Genomic DNA, 16,522 nt, shown 5'->3' with positions numbered 1-16,522 from the left:
GGCTGGGGGCATGAGCCAGGATGCCGTCCACACCACCGCCCGCCTATACCTCTGCACCGATGCCCGGCAGGGCCGCGGCGACTTTGCTGACTTCGTGGACGAGGCTTTTGCCGGCGGCGTCGATATCATCCAGCTGCGCGACAAGTCGCTGGAGGCGGCCGAGGAACTGGAACTGCTGGAGGTCCTGCACCAGGCAGCCCGCCGCCATAACCGCCTCTGGGCTGTCAACGACCGGGCGGACCTCGCCTCGCTCGCCGGGGCTCCGGTATTCCATATCGGGCAGAAGGACATCCCCACCGGCGCCGCCAGGACGTTCCTGGGCAAGGACACCGTGATCGGACTGTCCACCCACAGCCCGGAGCAGGTGGACGCGGCCCTTGCGTCCTCAGCCGGCAGCGATGGCCTGGACTACTTCTGCGTCGGACCGGTGTGGGCCACTCCCACGAAACCGGGGCGCGCCGCCGTCGGACTTGATCTGGTGCGCTATGCGGCGGAGGCGGGCCGCCGGGCCGGAGCCCCGGCGGGGAAGATAACCGAGGGGAAGACAACCGAGGGGAAGACTGCCGAGGGGAAGACTGCCGAGGGCCAGGTGGCAGATGGTGTGCCGTGGTTTGCGATCGGCGGCATCGACCTCGGAAACGTGGAAGAGGTGGTGGCAGCCGGCGCCCGCAGGATCGTGGTGGTCCGGGCCATCACCGAAGCCGACGATCCCGCCGGCGCCGCCCGGGCCCTGCTGGCCGCACTCGACGCCGCCGGCAACTGAGCGCGGCGCTCAGCCGGCCAGACTCAACCGGCCAGACCGAGCGCCGTCATCCGGCGCGAGTGGTTGGCTGCCAGTTCCGCCATGAGCCCGCGGACAAGTTCCCTGGACCCGTCGTCCGTGGACCCGTCCTCATTCGCGCCGGCCAGGCCGCCGACGAACGCGTGCTCGAAGCTCACCCGCTGGGCCTGGGTCAGGGCTTCCCCGAGGAGGCGCCTGGCCCACAGCGCCAGCCGTGACGCCAGCCGCGGGTCATCGGCCAGGGCGGACTTGAGCCGTTCCCGCAGCACCGCCGTGGCCTCTTCATCGGCCTGGATCTGCTCCACCAGGTCCCGGGTCCCGGCGTCGACGTAGCGTGAAATGGCCCGGTAGAAATCGGCGGAGACGGTGTCGATCACGTACGCCTTCATGAGGGATTCGTACCAGTCCGCCGGGCGGGTTCGTTCGTGGAAGTGGTCCACGGATGGCTGGAACGGCAGCATGGCCGCCTCCGGGTCCAGGCCCATGGCATCGAGCTTGGCGCTCACGAGTTCGTAGTGCTGGAACTCGATCACGGCGATCCTGCCCAGCACCGCGCGGTCGTGCAGGGACGGTGAATACCGCGCGTCGGAGGAGAGCCGTTCGAAGGCGGAGAGCTCGCCGTAGGCCATCACACCGAGCAGATCCCTCAGAAAGCTGTGGTATCGGGCGGGATCAGCCGGGGATGTGCTCATGATCCAAGACTAATGGCGCAAATGAAGCTAATCTGATTTTCGTGTCCCATCACCGCCTGACCCCGAGCGTCCACCGGCAACAGAATCAACTGGCCGAGGCGCTCAGCGCGCTGCGGGCAACGCTTGAACTGCCCGGCCCCTTCCCCGAGGACGCGCTCCGGGAGGCCAAGGAGGCAGTCGCCCGCCACGAGCTGCCGGACCTGGATTTCACGCACATCGAGTTCGTGACCATCGATCCGGCGTCGTCCACCGACCTGGACCAGGCCCTCTTCATCGACCGCTCCGGCGAGGGCTACACGGTGTTCTACGCGATCGCCGACGTCCCCTCCTTTGTTGCCCCCGGAGGTGCCCTCGACGCCGAGACCCGCCGCCGCGGCCAGACCTTTTACACCCCGGATGGCCGGATTCCGCTGCACCCGGAGGTCATCAGCGAGGAGGCCGGAAGCCTGCTGGCCGGCCAGCTGTGCGCCGCGTTTGTGTGGGAATTCGAGCTGGACGCCGCCGCCGAGGTGTCCACGGTGCGGGTCCGCCGGGCCGCGGTCCGCAGCCGCGCCAAGCTCAGTTACCCGGGCGTGCAGGCCGAGCTCGACGCCGGCACCGCCGTGCCCGTCCTGCAGCTGCTCAAGGAAGTCGGAATGAAGCGGGTGGAGCTGGAACGGCTCCGTGGAGGCGCCAGCCTCAACATGCCGGAACAGGAAATCGAGCAGCTGCCCGACGGCGGCTACCGGATTGTCGCTGCCCCGCCGCTGCCCGTAGAGGACTGGAACGCCCAGATTTCCCTGATGACGGGGATGGCGGCCGCTGGGATCATGCTGCAGGGCAAAGTCGGCATCCTGCGCACCATGCCGGCCCCGGATGCCGCATCGCTGGCGCACTTCCACCGCCAGACCCGCGCCCTGGGCAAGCCCTGGGACGGCGAAATGAGCTACGGCGAATACCTGCGCACCCTTGATCCGACGGACCCGCAGCAGCTGGCGATCGTGCACTCGGCCGGCATGCTGTTCCGCGGCGCCGGGTACACCCCGTTCGACGGAACGGTTCCAGACGCCGCCATCCAGGCCGCGATCGGGGCCGCCTACGCCCACTCCACTGCTCCGCTGCGCCGGCTGATCGACCGTTTTGTCCTGGTGATCTGCGAGGCACTCAGCAACGGCGCGGAGGTCCCGGCCTGGGCCCGCGAAGCCCTGCCGTCGCTGCCCGCGATCATGGCCGCCTCGGACCAGCTGGCCGCCCGGCTGGAGCGGCTCGCCCTCGACACCGTCGAGGCGGCACTGCTGGTCAACCACGTCGGCCAGGAGTTCGACGCCGTCGTGATCTCTGGTTCCAAACCCTCCGGTAACGGGAAAGGCGCGAACGGAAAAAGCAGGAACGGGAACGGCAACGGAAAGAACGGCAACGGGGGCGGCAACGGAAACGGTCCCTCCGGGATCGTGCAGATCGCGGAGCCTGCGGTCACGGCCCGCTGCCCCGGCGAACTGGAACCCGGCACCCACGTCCGGGTGCGGATTGTTTCCGCCGACATTGCCGCCCGCGAGGTCCGGCTGGAGCTGGTGGGCTGAGCGGTCGGCGTGGTGTCTGCGCGCGCATCATTAGTGACACATTTCGGTCCGTCAAGGATCCGGGCCGTGTACAGCTAGACTGGAAGGGTAGATATGGATGCCCGGTCGTTGATTTCCTTGATTTTCGAATTCAACAAGCCCGCCCCTACGCGATCTTGAGATTGACCCGCTGGTCCCCAGTGCCAGCATTTAGATAGCCCGCGATCGGCTTCCACTGGATTTGCTTGCGCGCCTGAGCGTGCTCCGGAACGGCCACCCGGCCGGCCCCGTTGAGCAAGCAGCGCAGCCCAAATGAATAAGGAAACTCCCCTGTGAGTGAATTGCACACGCACCAGCTTCTGACCGACGACTCCGGAACGGAAACGATCGAGCCGGAAGAGACCATCATCTCGGACGAAAAGCCGCACGAGATTGCCGAGAAGACCTTCGCTGACTACAACGTCCGCGCCGATATCGTGGAGTCCCTTGCCGACGCCGGCATTACCCACCCCTTCCCGATCCAGGCCATGACCCTGCCGGTCGCCCTGAGCGGCCACGACATCATCGGCCAGGCCAAGACCGGAACCGGTAAGACCCTCGGCTTCGGCATCCCGGCGCTGCAGCGCGTCATCGGACCGGACGACGCCGGGTTCGACAAACTCCCCGCCCCCGGCGCCCCGCAGGCCCTCGTGATCGTCCCGACCCGTGAACTGGCGGTCCAGGTTGCCAGCGACCTGCAGAACGCCGCCCGCAAGCGCAACGCCCGGATCACCACGATCTACGGCGGCCGCGCCTACGAGCCGCAGGTCGAGGCGCTGCAGAAGGGCGTCGAGGTGGTCGTCGGTACTCCCGGCCGCCTCATCGACCTGTACAAGCAGAAGCACCTCGTCCTGAAGAACGTCAAGATGGTCATCCTCGACGAGGCCGACGAAATGCTGGACCTCGGCTTCCTGCCCGACGTCGAGACCCTCATCGCCGGCACACCGCCCGTCCGCCAGACGCTGCTGTTCTCCGCCACCATGCCCGGCCCGGTCATCGCCATGGCCCGCCGCTACATGACGCAGCCGACCCACATCCGCGCCGCCGACCCGGACGACGAGGGCCTGACCAAGCGCGACATCCGCCAGCTGATCTACCGTGCCCACAGCATGGACAAGATCGAGGTTGTTGCCCGCATCCTGCAGGCCCGCGGCCGCGGCCGCACCATTATCTTCACCAAGACCAAGCGCACCGCCGCAAAGGTTGCCGAGGAACTCGTGGACCGCGGCTTCGCCGCCGCCGCCATCCACGGCGACCTCGGCCAGGGCGCCCGTGAGCAGGCCCTCCGCGCCTTCCGCAACAACAAGGTTGACGTTCTCGTCGCCACCGACGTCGCCGCCCGCGGCATCGACGTCGACGACGTCACGCACGTCATCAACTACCAGTGCGTCGAAGACGAAAAGATCTACCTGCACCGCGTGGGCCGCACCGGCCGCGCCGGCAACAAGGGCACTGCCGTGACCTTCGTCGACTGGGACGACATGCCCCGCTGGGGCCTGATCAACAAGGCCCTGGGACTCAGCGTCCCGGAGCCGGTGGAAACCTACTCCTCCTCGCCGCACCTGTTCGAGGAACTCGACATCCCCGAGGGCACCAAGGGCCGTCTGCCCCGCGACAAGCGGGTGCTGGCAGGCGTCGACGCCGAGGTTCTGGAGGACCTGGGCGAGACCGGCAAGAAGAACACTGGCGGACGCGACAGTACCCGCAGCGGCGGAAGCCGCAGCGGTGGTGCCGGCAGCAGCACGGGCGGGCGCGACGGAAGCCGCAGCGGCGGACGCTCCGGCGATGCCGACAGCACCCGTAGCGGCGGACGCTCCGGCGATGCCGACAGCACCCGTAGCGGCGGACGCTCCGGCGGCCGCGACGGACGCCGCAGCGGTGGCGCCGCCGGCGGACAGGACAGCACACGGTCAGGAGACCGCCGTCGTCGTCCCGCCGAGGCCGAAGCCAGCACCGGCCCCGCCGCCGACGCCCCGGCCAAGGCAACGGCCAGCGCGCCGACCGAGGTTGACCGCGCCACCCGCGCCCGCCGCCGCACCCGCACCCGCCGCCGCAACGGCGAAGTGGTCGCAGGCGAGGCACAGGCCGGGGCTCCGGCCAGCAGCACCGAGGCCTAAACCCCAACGTGGCTGACACCGTCTGGGCGCCGGACGGCAGCAACCTGGTGGTACACGCGGACAACGCGGAGTACCTCCCGACGCTGCCGGACGGCGCCTTCACACTGATTTACGTGGACCCGCCCTTCAACACCGGCCGGGTCCAGAAGCGCCAGGAAACAAAGATGGTGCTCAACGCCGGCGGCGAGGGCGACCGGGTCGGGTTCAAGGGCCGGTCCTACGACACCATCAAGGGCGCGCTGCACAAGTACGACGACGCGTTCAGCGACTACTGGACCTTCCTCGAGCCGCGGCTCGTCGAGGCTTGGCGGCTGCTCGCCGACGACGGCACCCTGTACCTGCACCTGGACTATCGGGAGGTGCACTACGCCAAGGTCATGCTCGACGCCATTTTCGGCCGCGAGTGCTTCCTGAACGAGATCATCTGGGCCTACGACTACGGTGCCCGCGCCAAATACCGCTGGCCCACCAAGCACGACAACATCCTCGTGTACGTCAAGAACCCCACGAAATACCACTTCGACAGCGCCGAGGTGGACCGGGAGCCGTACATGGCCCCCGGCCTCGTCACTCCGGCCAAGCGCGAGCTCGGCAAGCTGCCCACGGACGTCTGGTGGCACACGATCGTCTCCCCCACCGGCAAGGAGAAGACCGGCTACCCCACGCAGAAGCCGGAAGGGCTGATCCGTCGTGTCGTGGCAGCGTCCAGCCGGCCCGGCGACTGGTGCCTGGACTTCTTCGCGGGTTCCGGGACGCTGGGCGCCGTCGCGGCGAAGCTGGACCGCAGGTTCGTCTGCGTGGACCAGAACCAGCCCGCGATCGACGTCATGGAGAAGCGGCTCGCCCCGCACGCCGCGTTCACCGCTTTCCCGGGCAACTAAACCCCCGTTGCGCTATCACTTGTGGTGGCTATTCGGGCCCGATAGGGACCAAAACTGATAGCTCAACAGGCGAGGGTGCGGGGGTCAGCGCACCACGGGGGTTCCGGTTCCCAGTTCCTCGATCCGGGCAAATACCTCGGGCGAAGTCAGGTTCTCGCCCAGCAGGTTCGGTTTCCCGGCCCCGTGGTAGTCGGAGGAGCCCGTGACCAGCAGCCCGTGCCGGTCCGCGAGCTTGCGCAGGAACGCCCGGCCCTCCTCCGGATTGTCCCGGTGGTAGATTTCCAGCCCGGCCAGCCCGGCGTCGATCATCTCCCGGTACGTGCGCTCCCCCACGATCCGCCCGCGGGCGGACGCCACGGGATGGGCGAACACCGGCACGCCGCCTGCCGCGCGGACCAGTTCGACGGCGAACGCCGGGTCAGGCGCGTAGTGCTGCACAAAGTAGCGTGAACGCGAGGTCAGGATGGATTCGAACGCCTCGGTGCGGTCAGCGACCACACCAGCGGCGACGAGCGCGTCGGCGATGTGCGGCCGGCCAAGCGTCGCGCCGGGGGACACATGGTGGATGACATCGTCCCAGCTCAGCGGGTAGTCCTCCGCGAGCAGGCTGACCATCCGTTCGGCCCGGGTGAACCGGGCGTCCTTGGCTTTGGTGATTTCCTCCAGCAGCCCGGGGTGCGTCGGGTCATGCAGGTAGCAGAGGAGGTGCACGCTGATGCCCTCCACCGTCCGGCAGGAGACCTCCATTCCCGGCACCAGCGCAACGCCGTGTTCCCGGGCCGCCAGCGTGGCCTCCGCCCAGCCGTCGGTGGTGTCATGATCGGTCAGGGCGACGACGTCGAGTCCCGCCTCCGCCGCCGAAGCCATCACCGCGCCGGGCGCTTGGGTGCCGTCGGAAACATTCGAGTGGGCATGCAGGTCGATCCTCACGTCACCAGCCTAGTAGATCGGTGTGGCAGACCCTGGAGGGATACAGCGGATGAACGCCCCGGCCTGTTGGCCTAAGCCGCTCCGCTGGTGAGACTATGGGACGGTGAACGATGCAGATAACACCCAAGTCTCCGCTTCCCAGCCCCTCGACGAGCGCGTCAACAACCGCTCACAGCGGCCCAGCTCCGATGCCTTCAAGGCGTTTATGGCCAGCAACTGGGCCCCGTCCCGCGAGCAGCTGCCGGAACGCGACGCCGTCGCCGGCCACGCAGCCACCCGCCGCCGCGCCATTTCAGAGCAGTTCAAAGGCGAACGCCTGGTCATTCCCGCCGGTCCGCTGAAGGTCCGCTCGAACGACTGCGACTACCGCTTCCGCCCGCACTCCGGCTTCGCGCACCTGACCGGCCTCGGCCTGGACCACGAACCCGACGCCGTGCTCATCCTGGAACCCGTGGAGGAGGGCAAGGGCGACGACGGCGGCCACCACCGCGCGACGCTGTACTTCCGCCCGCTGGCCGGGCGCGACACCGAACAGTTCTACGCGGACTCCCGCTCCGGCGAGTTCTGGATCGGCGCCCGTCCCACCCTGGCCGAATTCAAGGCCCGCCTCGGCCTGGACACGGCGGACATCAGCGAACTCGAACTTGGCATCACCAAGAACGTGGGTGCCCCCGAAATCGGCGGGATCTCCATCCGGCTGGTGCGGAAGGTGGACGAGAACATCGACGCCCTCGTGGACACCGCGCGCTACAACACGGCCAAGGACCCGGAGAACCTGGACCTGGGCATCCTTGACGCCCTCGACGAGAAGCTCACCGAGGCCCTCTCCGAACTGCGCCTGCTCAAGGACGAGTGGGAAGTCGAGCAGATGAAGATTGCCGTCGCCGCCACCGTCCAGGGGTTCACCGAGGTTGTCAAGTCCCTGCCGCGGGCACTCACCCACCAGCGCGGCGAGCGCGTCGTCGAGGGCGCGTTCTTCGCCCGTGCCCGGGAGGAAGGCAACGAGCTCGGCTACGACACGATCGCTGCTTCAGGCAACAACGCCACGGTGCTGCACTGGACCCGGAACACCGGCAAGGTCAATGCCGGCGAGCTGTTGCTGCTCGACGCCGGCGTCGAAGCCGATTCGCTCTACACCGCGGACATCACCCGGACCCTGCCGGCCAACGGCACGTTCTCCGAGATCCAGCGCAAGGTCTACGAGGCAGTGCTCGACGCCGCCGACGCCGGGTTTGCCGCCGCACAGCCGGGCACGAAGTTCCGCGACATCCACACGGCCGCGACCACCGTACTGGCGGAGCGGCTGGCCGGCTGGGGCCTGCTGCCGGTCTCCGTCGAGGAAGCCATCAGCGCCGAGGGCCAGCAGCACCGCCGCTGGATGCCGCACGGCACCAGCCACCACCTGGGCCTCGACGTGCATGACTGCGCGCAGGCCAAGCGCGAACTGTACCTCGACGGTGTGCTCACCCCCGGCATGGTCTTCACGATCGAACCCGGCCTGTACTTCAAGGACGAGGACCTCGCCATCCCCGCGGAATACCGCGGCATCGGCGTCCGGATCGAGGACGATATCCTCATGACCGCCGACGGTCCGGTCAACCTCAGCGCCGCCCTGCCCCGCAAGGCCGACGACGTCGAGTCCTGGATGGCGGGCATCTACCAGGAAGTGGACGGCCAGACGGCGTAGTTCCGCTTGTCCCGGCGGCGCAGCCGCCGGCACGCAGAAGGCCTCCGCCCGGATCGTTCCGGGCGGAGGCCTTCAGCATTTCCGGGTAGCGGCCGCGGGCTACTGCTGCGGGCCGCCCTGACCGGGCTCCTGCTTGGGCGCGTCGTTCACGCGGACCCCGTACTGCGGGCGGCCGTCGGGCAGATCCGGGTAGGAGAACCCGGAGGGCTTGGCCGCTTCTTCCTTGTCCGGCGCGGCGTCGGGAGATCCCGCCGGCTGGTGCGAAGGCCCGGCCTCATGGCCCGGCGCCGGCTGGTTGCCGGGCTGCCAGCCGCCGGCGGGCTGTCCGCCGGACTCGGGAGCCCGCTGGCCGTAGGGGTCGTTCCAGCCCGCGGGACGCTGCGGACCCTGGCCCTGCTGGCCCGGCTGGCCCTGCTGGCCCGGCTGGTCGGAACCCTGCCCGGGACCCGGCTGGTAGGGCTGGTGCTGGTAATCCCGCTGGGAGTAGGCGGCCGTTCCTGCCGATGCCGAGGCGTCACGCTGAGTCATGGGCAACTGGTGGAGCAACCGCCGTGCCTCGTTCGCGGCCTCAAAGGACACCACCACGTCGTAATTGGTCGCCACCACCTGGCTCGTGGAGGTGAAGTCGCGCTTCCCCCGCTGCATGGCGTACGTGACGATGCCGAACAGCATAAAGAACGCCGCGCCCATCAGCACGGACGTCACAATGGAGAAATACCCGGGCGTGGTGGCGAAGAAGGACAGCATGATGCCGACGAACAATCCGAACCACATGCCGCTCAGCGCGCCGGACAGGGCCACCCGCGGGTACGTCAGCCGGCCTGTAACCCGTTCCACCATCTTCAGGTCGTTGCCCACGATCGAGACCATCTGCACCGGGAACTGCTGGTCCGCGAGGTAGTCCACCGCCTTCTGGGCGTCCAGGTAGGAGTTGTAGGAACCGACGGTGTCGCCCTTGGGGACACTGCGGGCCTCGTCCGGGCCGTTGGGGGCGCCAGCCCTGGGAGCACCAAAAATGTTTGACATACGCCTATTCTTACCTATCCTGCTGGGCACCGGCTGTAAATTCAGCTAAAAGAGAGCGGACTCGGTAGCCTGTACAGGTGAGCACAAATGTTTCGCGGGTGTTTGTCGCGCGCCTGCTCGGCCTCGACGTCTTCGACCCACTGGGCGACCGCCTGGGCCGGCTGCGCGATGTTGTCGTGCTCTCCCGCGGCACCCGCGGCGCCCCGCACGTTGTGGGCATCGTCGTCGAGGTCCCCGGGAAGAAACGGGTCTTCGTGCCCATGACCCGGATCACCTCGATCGACCAGACCCAAGTCATCTGCACCGGGCTGGTGAACCTGCGCCGCTTCGAACAGCGCGGCGCCGAAACCCTCGTGGTGGCCGAAATGTTCGACCGCCGCGTCACGCTCGCCGACGGCAGCGGGGACGCCACGATCGAGGACATCGCGATGGACAGGCACCGCTCCGGTGACTGGTTTGTCAGCAAGCTCTTTGTCCGCCGCGGCCACTCCCTGTCCCCGCTGAGCAGGCTGCGCCGCAACGAGACGCTGATCATCGACTGGGCCGACGCGCAGCAGGGCGCCCACACGGAGCCCCAGGCCGCCACCCAGTTTGTCGCCACCCACGAGGATCTCAAGCCTGCGGACTTCGCCGAAGCCCTGCAGGAGATGAGCGACAAGCGCCGCTTCGAGGTCGCCAGTGAGCTGCAGGACGAACGGCTGGCGGACGTCCTGCAGGAGATGCGCGAAGGCGACCAGGTGGAGATCCTCTCCGCCCTCGACGTGAACCGTGCCGCGGACGTGCTTGAGGAGATGGACCCGGACGACGCCGCCGACCTCCTCGCCGAACTCCCGAGCGCCCAGGCCGAGGAGCTGCTCCAGCTGATGGAGCCCGAAGGTGCCGAAGACGTCCGGCGGCTGCTCGAATACGACGAGGACACCGCCGGCGGCCTGATGACCCCGGTTCCGGTCATCCTGCCCCCGGAAGCCACCGTCGCGGAGGCGTTGGCCCACGTGCGCCGCGAAGAGCTCTCCCCTGCCCTGGCGTCGTCGATCTTCATTGCCCGGCCCCCGCTGGAGACGCCGACGGGCCGGTTCCTCGGCGTCGTCCACATCCAGCAGCTGCTGCGCTTCCCGCCGCCCGAACCGCTGGGCAACCTGGTGGACAAGACCCTGGAGCCGGTGTCGGACCAGGCCCACATCAGCGAGGTGGCCCGCACGCTGGCCACCTACAACCTCAACTCGCTCCCCGTCGTCAACAGCGACGGTCGGCTTGTGGGGGCGGTGACTGTTGACGATGTGCTGGATCATCTGCTGCCCGATGACTGGCGCGCCCACGAGGACGACGCCCCGATAAGGAAGCTTGGAGGCCGCATTGGCTGATAACACCGCACCACGGAACCCGCACGTCCGGGCGGGCAGCAAATCGGCCAAGGGAAGCCTCGACACCCCGCTGAGCGGCCGCCAGCGGATCCTGCCGAAGTTTTCCCCGAATCCGGACGCGTTCGGCCAGACCACCGAAGGCTTCGCCCGTTTCATGGGCACCCCGCAGTTCCTGGTCTACATGACGGTGTTCGTCGTCATTTGGCTGGCCTGGAACACTTTTGCCCCGGAGGCCTGGCAGTTCGATTCCCGGGCCATCGGTTTCACCCTGCTGACCCTGATGCTCTCGCTGCAGGCCTCTTACGCCGCGCCCCTGTTGCTCCTGGCCCAGAACCGGCAGGACGACCGTGACCGCGTCTCCCTCGAGCAGGACCGCCAGCGCGCGGAACGCAACCTCTCTGATACCGAGTACCTCACGCGGGAACTCGCTTCGTTGCGCATCGCCCTGCGGGAAGTCGCCACCCGCGACTACGTCCGGGCCGAGCTGCGCAGCCTGCTCGAGGACATGCTGGAAGCGCAGGAGGAACTGCGCACCCACGACCCCTCGGCCGGAGCGCACGAGTCGCCGCGGGACAAGGTCAAGGAAAAGCTGAAGGAACGCCGCGACAAGCAGCGCGGCCCCCGGACCCAGCAAATCCCCCGGGTCAAGGCCGACAGAAGGAACGACCCCAAAACCAGCAAGAGAGCCGGCACCCCGCCGGACACGCTGCGCGGCGCCGCGCCGGACACGGCCGGTGCCCCGGCACACCCTGCATCCCCCGAGAGCTGAGCATTCACCGCATGAACCCCACCCAGGACAGCAACAGCCAGGGCACAAGTACGCAGGGCACGTCCCCGGAATCCTCCTTGGAGCAGGCCGCGCATGCCGCCCTTGCCACGGTGATCGACCCCGAGCTCCGTCGTCCCATCACCGAGCTGGGCATGGTGGACACCGTGGAGGTCTCCGACGGCGGCCGGGTGCGGATCACGGTGCTCCTGACCATCGCCGGCTGCCCCCTCCGCGGCACCATTACCGCTGATTGCGAGGCGGCGCTTGCCGCCGTGCCGGGCGTCACCGGCGTCCACGTCGAGCTGAAGGTCATGACGCAGGAACAACGCGACGCCCTCAAGGAGCAGCTCCGCGGCCCCGGCGGACAGCGCGGGATCCCGTTCAACGAACCCGGCTCGCTGACCAAGGTGTACGCCGTCGCGAGCGGCAAGGGCGGTGTGGGCAAGTCCTCCGTGACCGTCAACCTGGCCTGCGCGCTGGCCGCCCAGGGGCTCCGTGTGGGGATCGTGGACGCGGACGTCTACGGGTTCTCCGTCCCGGCGCTGATGGGCATCACGCAGGCCCCCACCCGGGTGGACGACATGATCCTGCCGCCGGTGGCCTACGGCGTCAAAGTCATCTCCATCGGCATGTTCGTCACCGGCAACCAGCCCGTCGCCTGGCGGGGCCCCATGCTGCACCGCGCCCTGGAACAGTTCCTCACCGACGTCTACTTCGGCGACCTCGACGCCCTCTTCCTGGACCTTCCGCCCGGCACTGGCGACATCGCGATCTCCGTGGCCCAGCTCCTGCCGAAGGCCCAGATCCTCGTGGTGACCACGCCGCAGGCCGCGGCCGCGGACGTGGCCGAGCGGGCGGGGGCCATCGCGACCCAGACCGGCCAGAGTGTCGCCGGCGTCGTGGAAAACATGTCGTACCTGGAAATGCCCGACGGCGGCCGGATGGAACTGTTCGGCAGCGGCGGCGGCGCCGTGCTGGCCGAGCGGCTCTCCGCGACGGTGGGCACGGACGTCCCGCTGCTGGGCCAGATCCCGCTGGACATCCTCCTCCGGGAGGGCGGGGACGCCGGGGTCCCCCTGGTGCTGGGCCGCCCCGAGACCCCGGCGGCCGTGGCGCTGCTGGACATCGCCGGGAAGCTCGCCGCGGTCCCGCGGGGGCTGAGGGGAATGTCCCTGGGCCTGCAGCCCCGCTAAGTCGCCTCGGAGTCGAAGGGCGCCGGTTCGCCGTCGGCGAGGCGCTCCATCACGCGGGCCGGACGGCGTTCCGCAGCCGCGGAGGCAGCAACCGCCGTGGCTGCCGCGGCCGGGGCGCCGGCACTGACCGGCTTGGTGTCATCGTCCAGCAGCGCTTCCTTGATGATCCGGCGCGGGTCGTACTGCCGGGGATCGTATTTCTTCCAGTCGACGTCATCGATGTCGATGCCGACTTCTTCCTTGATCTGCTCCCGCGCCCCGGATGCCATCCGGCGGACTTCCTTGACGATGTTGGCCAGTTTCTGGGTGTATTCGGGCAGCCTGCTGGGGCCAATCACCAGAAGTCCGATGATCAGCAGAAGTAAGAACTCCGGTCCATTGATTCCAAGCACTGTAGGAAGATTACCCTCTCAATCGGAGCTGGGACGATTCGGCCGTGACACACGGCGCCGGCCCTCGGCGGAACCTCCGCTCACGGGGCCAGCAGCTCCATGATCCTGCCCAGGCCGCGCTCCAGCCGGATGGTGAAGGTGTCCTCCGCGCCGGACCCGGCCGCGTCTCCGGCGGCCGCCTTTGCCCCTGAGCCGGCCCGCACCAAGGCGGCCACGCCGTCGTCGGCCTGGTCCGAGGGCTCGTCGGACACGTAGGTGAAGGTGGCATCCGCTTTCTGGTAGATGGCAGCGAACGGGGGACCATCATCGACCCACAGGATCCCGCTGCCGGGCCCCGCGGCTCCCCCGGCGTCCGCCGCTACGCCCGTCGCAGCACCGCCCGGGACAACCGCAGAAGTGAAGCCGTCCGACGTCGCGGGATGGCCCGTGAGCACATTGACCGGAGGGGAGGTTCGCGGCCCGCTCTCCGGCGTGCCGGGCTGCCCGGGCAGTTCACCGTGCTGTTCGAGGATGGTGGCGAAATTCCTGCCGTCGGTGAGGCGCAGTTCCACGATGTCGACGCCGGTCAGCACCCCTCCCCGGGCCCAGACCAGGTGGTAGCCGAGTTCGCGGAGCTCCGGGCAGGTCCAGCCCTCGGAGCGCAGACTCGCGAGCTGCGCCGCCGTGAGAGTTCCGGCCGGAGTGAAATCAGGTTTGCCGGTGAGGCTCCAGCCGGCGGGCGTCCCGGCGCCCGCCTCAACGGCATCCGGCGTGGAGACGGCAAGGTCCCGCTGCAGGAAGGCTGAAGCCGGTGTGCCGGCCGCCCGCGGGGCGGTGTCCCCGCCCATCACGTAGGCCGATCCGCCGAGCAGGGCGGCGGCGGCTGCCGCGCCGCCGGCCACCAGCACGGCGGCCCGCAATGCGGGATTGAAGCCACGGGCAGCGGGCGCGGACAGGCGTCGGGGATCCGGCTGTGCTGTGTTTGCCATTGCCCCGGTACGGGCCAGTTCCTCGGTGCGGGCCAGCAGGCGGGCCGTCAGGTCATCGCTGGCCTGGGGGACCTCGGCGCCACGCAGCCGCTCCAGATACTGGCGTTCCCGGCGCAGCTGTTGCCGGCACTCCTCACAGGACTCCAGGTGCCGGCGCCGCGGATCGCGGCAGCCCAACAATCGCTCGAGCAGACGCATCGCCTGGTTCAGAGGAGACCGGCGATGCGCGGCATCTTCAGCCGCGGCTTCAGCGAGGTCTTGGCGGCCTGCTGCGGCCGCGGGTCGCGGTGCGCCAGCTTCTCCCGCAGCATGGTGCGGCCGCGGTGGATCCTGGAGCGGACGGTTCCGAGCTTGATGCCCAGGGCCACGGCCACCTCGTCGTAGGACAGCCCCTCAAGGTCGCACAGCACGACGGCGGCGCGGAAATCCGGGGGAAGCTCTTCCAGGGCAGCCTGCACATCGACGTCAAGGTTGTTGAATTCGAAGCTCTGTTCCGGGCCGGGCTCGCGTCCGGGCAAACGCGACTCGGCGTCGTCCGCCAGCGCGTCGAAGCGGATCCGGCTCTTGCGCCGGGCCTGGTCCAGGAAAAGGTTGGTGGTGATCCGGTGCAGCCACCCGTCCAGGGTGCCCGGCTTGAAGTTCTCGAGTGAGCGGAAGACGCGGACGAACACCTCCTGGGTGAGGTCCTCGGCGTCGTACTTGTTGCCGGTGAGCCGGTACGCGAGGCGGTACACCTTCGCGGAGTGGTTGGTCACCACTTCCTCCCAGGTCGGCCGGACCCACTCGGTTTCCGCCGCGGGCTGGGACTCTTCAGTTGTAGGGACAGCTGCCAGTGCCGACATTGTCCGCTCCCCTCGTGGATGGTGCCTACGCCGTGGACGGTGCTTGCGGCTGCAAGCTCCTGCACCCTTGATTCGGCGCCGATCACCACGCGGATGAGCGGATCTCCATCATTTCAAAATAAGCTGGGAATTACCTGACGCCCGGGCACCTTCTGCCCACGGCAGAACCGGCGGGCCGCACCGCCTCCTCCGCGCCGGCCGGCGGTCTCGCGTCCGATTGCGCGGGGGACCGCCATCACGTTCCGCAGCGGGGGCGCCTCCCGGCCGGGCACCACCTGACACAGTAGGCTGGTGGAAACACTCCCCTGCCGCCCAGAAAGCGAAGTTCCATGAGCGCCGATAAGTCCACGAGCTGGTCCTACGCAGAAGATCTGCCTGCTGAGGATGAGGTTCTGTTGCACGCGCGCGAACGGTCCTTCGAACTGGGTGTGACCCCGGTTGGCCCGGGCGTCGGAGCCGTCCTGACCGTGCTGGCCGCGGCGTCCAAGGCCCAGACGGCGGTCGAAATCGGCACCGGCGCGGGCGTCTCCGGCGTCTGCATCCTGCGCGGACTGGGTCCGCACGCCGTGCTGACCACCATCGACGTCGACGTCGAGCACCTGAAAGCCGCGCGCGAGGCGTTCCAGGAAGCGGGCAGCCCGGCCAACCGCACGCGGACCATTTCCGGCCGGGCCCGCGACGTCCTCCCCCGGCTGACGGACGGCGCCTATGATCTGGTCTTCATCGACGCCGACAAGCCGAACTACCCCGGCTATGTGGAACAGGCCATCCGCCTGCTCAAGTCCGGGGGCCTGCTGATCGTCAACGACGCGCTGGACAAGGACCGGGTCGCCAACCCGGCCGCCCGCGAGGCCACCACCGTGGTGCTCCGCCAGGTGGGCAAGTCGATCCGCGAAGACGACCGCCTCGCGTCGGCCATGCTGCCCACCGGCGACGGCCTGCTGGTCGCCGTCAAGAAGTAGCGGGCACCAACGAAACCTGACACGAAAAAGAGGGCGGGGTCCGTGGCCATGCGGCCGCGGACCCCGTCCTCTGTCAAACGTGCTGAGAGGCTACTCGGTAACGCCGACGAGGCATTCCTTCAAATTGGTAGCTTCGGCGGAGTTGAGTTCGACCACAAGCCGCCCGCCGCCTTCGAGCGGGACGCGCATAATCAAGCTGCGCCCTTCTTTGGTAACTTCCATCGGGCCGTCGCCGGTGCGTGGTTTCATAGCCGCCATAAGGAATATCCCCTCCATTAGTCCAGTGACATACCAGCCCGGCCGGGCTGCGTCCGCTTAGTCAATCAAGCTGCCCGGCGGGCCGT

Annotated in this window: 16 protein-coding genes; 9 read left to right on the top strand and 7 right to left on the bottom strand. The window is 68.6% G+C overall.

Going from position 1 to position 16,522, the window contains the following annotated elements; genetic code table 11:
• The first annotated feature begins 10 nt into the window (after positions 1-10).
• Positions 11-763: a thiamine phosphate synthase gene (locus AC1DC5_RS02610; RefSeq protein WP_476864072.1), complete on the top strand. Its 753-nt coding sequence runs from the start codon at positions 11-13 to the stop codon at positions 761-763.
• Between the two features lie 23 nt (positions 764-786).
• Here the strand turns inward: AC1DC5_RS02610 and AC1DC5_RS02605 are convergent, their stop codons facing one another.
• Complete coding sequence (locus tag AC1DC5_RS02605) at positions 787-1,473, bottom strand: ferritin-like fold-containing protein (protein ID WP_476864071.1); 687 nt, start codon at positions 1,471-1,473, stop codon at positions 787-789.
• A gap of 41 nt (positions 1,474-1,514) precedes the next feature.
• On the opposite strand from AC1DC5_RS02605, the gene AC1DC5_RS02600 reads away from it, so the two are divergent.
• The 3 genes from AC1DC5_RS02600 to AC1DC5_RS02590 all read left to right on the top strand — a co-directional run bounded on the left by AC1DC5_RS02600 (position 1,515) and on the right by AC1DC5_RS02590 (position 6,048).
• The gene (locus AC1DC5_RS02600) at positions 1,515-3,032 is read left to right on the top strand and encodes an RNB domain-containing ribonuclease (protein WP_476864070.1); all 1,518 of its coding nucleotides are present in this window, start codon (positions 1,515-1,517) and stop codon (positions 3,030-3,032) included.
• 311 nt (positions 3,033-3,343) lie between these two features.
• Positions 3,344-5,167: a DEAD/DEAH box helicase gene (locus AC1DC5_RS02595; protein ID WP_476864069.1), complete on the top strand. Its 1,824-nt coding sequence runs from the start codon at positions 3,344-3,346 to the stop codon at positions 5,165-5,167.
• Positions 5,168-5,175: 8 nt separating this feature from the next.
• The gene (locus AC1DC5_RS02590) at positions 5,176-6,048 is read left to right on the top strand and encodes a DNA-methyltransferase (protein WP_476864068.1); all 873 of its coding nucleotides are present in this window, start codon (positions 5,176-5,178) and stop codon (positions 6,046-6,048) included.
• An 84-nt stretch (positions 6,049-6,132) separates the two neighbouring features.
• Here the strand turns inward: AC1DC5_RS02590 and AC1DC5_RS02585 are convergent, their stop codons facing one another.
• Positions 6,133-6,978 carry a PHP domain-containing protein gene (locus AC1DC5_RS02585; protein WP_476864067.1) on the bottom strand — a complete coding sequence of 282 codons (846 nt, stop codon included), beginning with the start codon at positions 6,976-6,978 and terminating at the stop codon, positions 6,133-6,135.
• 103 nt (positions 6,979-7,081) lie between these two features.
• On the opposite strand from AC1DC5_RS02585, the gene AC1DC5_RS02580 reads away from it, so the two are divergent.
• A complete protein-coding gene (locus AC1DC5_RS02580) occupies positions 7,082-8,665 on the top strand; it encodes an aminopeptidase P family protein (protein WP_476864066.1) in 1,584 nt (527 codons plus the stop codon).
• A 99-nt stretch (positions 8,666-8,764) separates the two neighbouring features.
• Here AC1DC5_RS02580 and AC1DC5_RS02575 read toward each other — a convergent pair whose 3' ends face one another.
• On the bottom strand, positions 8,765-9,691 hold the full coding sequence (locus AC1DC5_RS02575; RefSeq protein WP_476864065.1) for a YflT domain-containing protein: 927 nt from the start codon (positions 9,689-9,691) through the stop codon (positions 8,765-8,767).
• 77 nt (positions 9,692-9,768) lie between these two features.
• On the opposite strand from AC1DC5_RS02575, the gene AC1DC5_RS02570 reads away from it, so the two are divergent.
• Genes AC1DC5_RS02570 through AC1DC5_RS02560 form a run of 3 tightly spaced genes read left to right on the top strand, consistent with a single transcriptional unit; the run spans position 9,769 to position 13,014 of the window.
• Positions 9,769-11,052: a magnesium transporter MgtE N-terminal domain-containing protein gene (locus tag AC1DC5_RS02570; protein ID WP_441404483.1), complete on the top strand. Its 1,284-nt coding sequence runs from the start codon at positions 9,769-9,771 to the stop codon at positions 11,050-11,052.
• On the top strand, positions 11,033-11,821 hold the full coding sequence (locus AC1DC5_RS02565; RefSeq protein WP_476864064.1) for a DUF1003 domain-containing protein: 789 nt from the start codon (positions 11,033-11,035) through the stop codon (positions 11,819-11,821). The genes AC1DC5_RS02570 and AC1DC5_RS02565 overlap by 20 nt, the downstream gene beginning before the upstream one ends.
• An 11-nt stretch (positions 11,822-11,832) precedes the next feature.
• The gene (locus tag AC1DC5_RS02560) at positions 11,833-13,014 is read left to right on the top strand and encodes an Mrp/NBP35 family ATP-binding protein (protein WP_476864063.1); all 1,182 of its coding nucleotides are present in this window, start codon (positions 11,833-11,835) and stop codon (positions 13,012-13,014) included.
• On the opposite strand, the gene AC1DC5_RS02555 is transcribed toward AC1DC5_RS02560, so the two are convergent.
• The 3 genes from AC1DC5_RS02555 to sigE form a co-directional block, all read right to left on the bottom strand.
• Positions 13,011-13,406 carry a twin-arginine translocase TatA/TatE family subunit gene (locus AC1DC5_RS02555; RefSeq protein WP_441404480.1) on the bottom strand — a complete coding sequence of 132 codons (396 nt, stop codon included), beginning with the start codon at positions 13,404-13,406 and terminating at the stop codon, positions 13,011-13,013. The genes AC1DC5_RS02560 and AC1DC5_RS02555 overlap by 4 nt on opposite strands.
• A gap of 80 nt (positions 13,407-13,486) precedes the next feature.
• Positions 13,487-14,572, bottom strand: coding sequence for an anti-sigma factor family protein (locus AC1DC5_RS02550; RefSeq protein WP_476864062.1), 1,086 nt, complete (start codon positions 14,570-14,572; stop codon positions 13,487-13,489).
• A gap of 8 nt (positions 14,573-14,580) precedes the next feature.
• On the bottom strand, positions 14,581-15,216 hold the full coding sequence (gene sigE / locus AC1DC5_RS02545) for an RNA polymerase sigma factor SigE (RefSeq protein WP_441404478.1): 636 nt from the start codon (positions 15,214-15,216) through the stop codon (positions 14,581-14,583).
• Positions 15,217-15,545: 329 nt separating this feature from the next.
• Between sigE and AC1DC5_RS02540 the strand changes: the two genes are divergently transcribed.
• Entirely contained in the window at positions 15,546-16,178 is a 633-nt protein-coding gene (locus AC1DC5_RS02540) for an O-methyltransferase (RefSeq protein ID WP_441404477.1), read from the top strand.
• Positions 16,179-16,268: 90 nt separating this feature from the next.
• On the opposite strand, the gene AC1DC5_RS02535 is transcribed toward AC1DC5_RS02540, so the two are convergent.
• Positions 16,269-16,436: a DUF3117 domain-containing protein gene (locus AC1DC5_RS02535; RefSeq protein WP_069949162.1), complete on the bottom strand. Its 168-nt coding sequence runs from the start codon at positions 16,434-16,436 to the stop codon at positions 16,269-16,271.
• Positions 16,437-16,522 lie beyond the last annotated feature (86 nt).

The organism is Arthrobacter sp. 10L424 (assembly GCF_056395325.1).
Note: the sequence above shows the minus strand (reverse complement) of the source record. Positions and strands in the feature narration are given on the sequence as shown.

Bases quoted from the DNA above. Each gene is read 5' to 3' on its own strand.
- AC1DC5_RS02610 (WP_476864072.1), top strand. From the start codon at position 11: ATGAGCCAGGATGCCGTCCACACCACCGCCCGCCTATACCTCTGCACC.
- AC1DC5_RS02605 (WP_476864071.1), bottom strand. From the start codon at position 1,473: ATGAGCACATCCCCGGCTGATCCCGCCCGATACCACAGCTTTCTGAGG.
- AC1DC5_RS02575 (WP_476864065.1), bottom strand. From the start codon at position 9,691: ATGTCAAACATTTTTGGTGCTCCCAGGGCTGGCGCCCCCAACGGCCCG.
- AC1DC5_RS02560 (WP_476864063.1), top strand. From the start codon at position 11,833: ATGAACCCCACCCAGGACAGCAACAGCCAGGGCACAAGTACGCAGGGC.
- AC1DC5_RS02550 (WP_476864062.1), bottom strand. From the start codon at position 14,572: ATGCGTCTGCTCGAGCGATTGTTGGGCTGCCGCGATCCGCGGCGCCGG.
- sigE (WP_441404478.1), bottom strand. From the start codon at position 15,216: ATGTCGGCACTGGCAGCTGTCCCTACAACTGAAGAGTCCCAGCCCGCG.
- AC1DC5_RS02540 (WP_441404477.1), top strand. From the start codon at position 15,546: ATGAGCGCCGATAAGTCCACGAGCTGGTCCTACGCAGAAGATCTGCCT.
- AC1DC5_RS02535 (WP_069949162.1), bottom strand. From the start codon at position 16,436: ATGGCGGCTATGAAACCACGCACCGGCGACGGCCCGATGGAAGTTACC.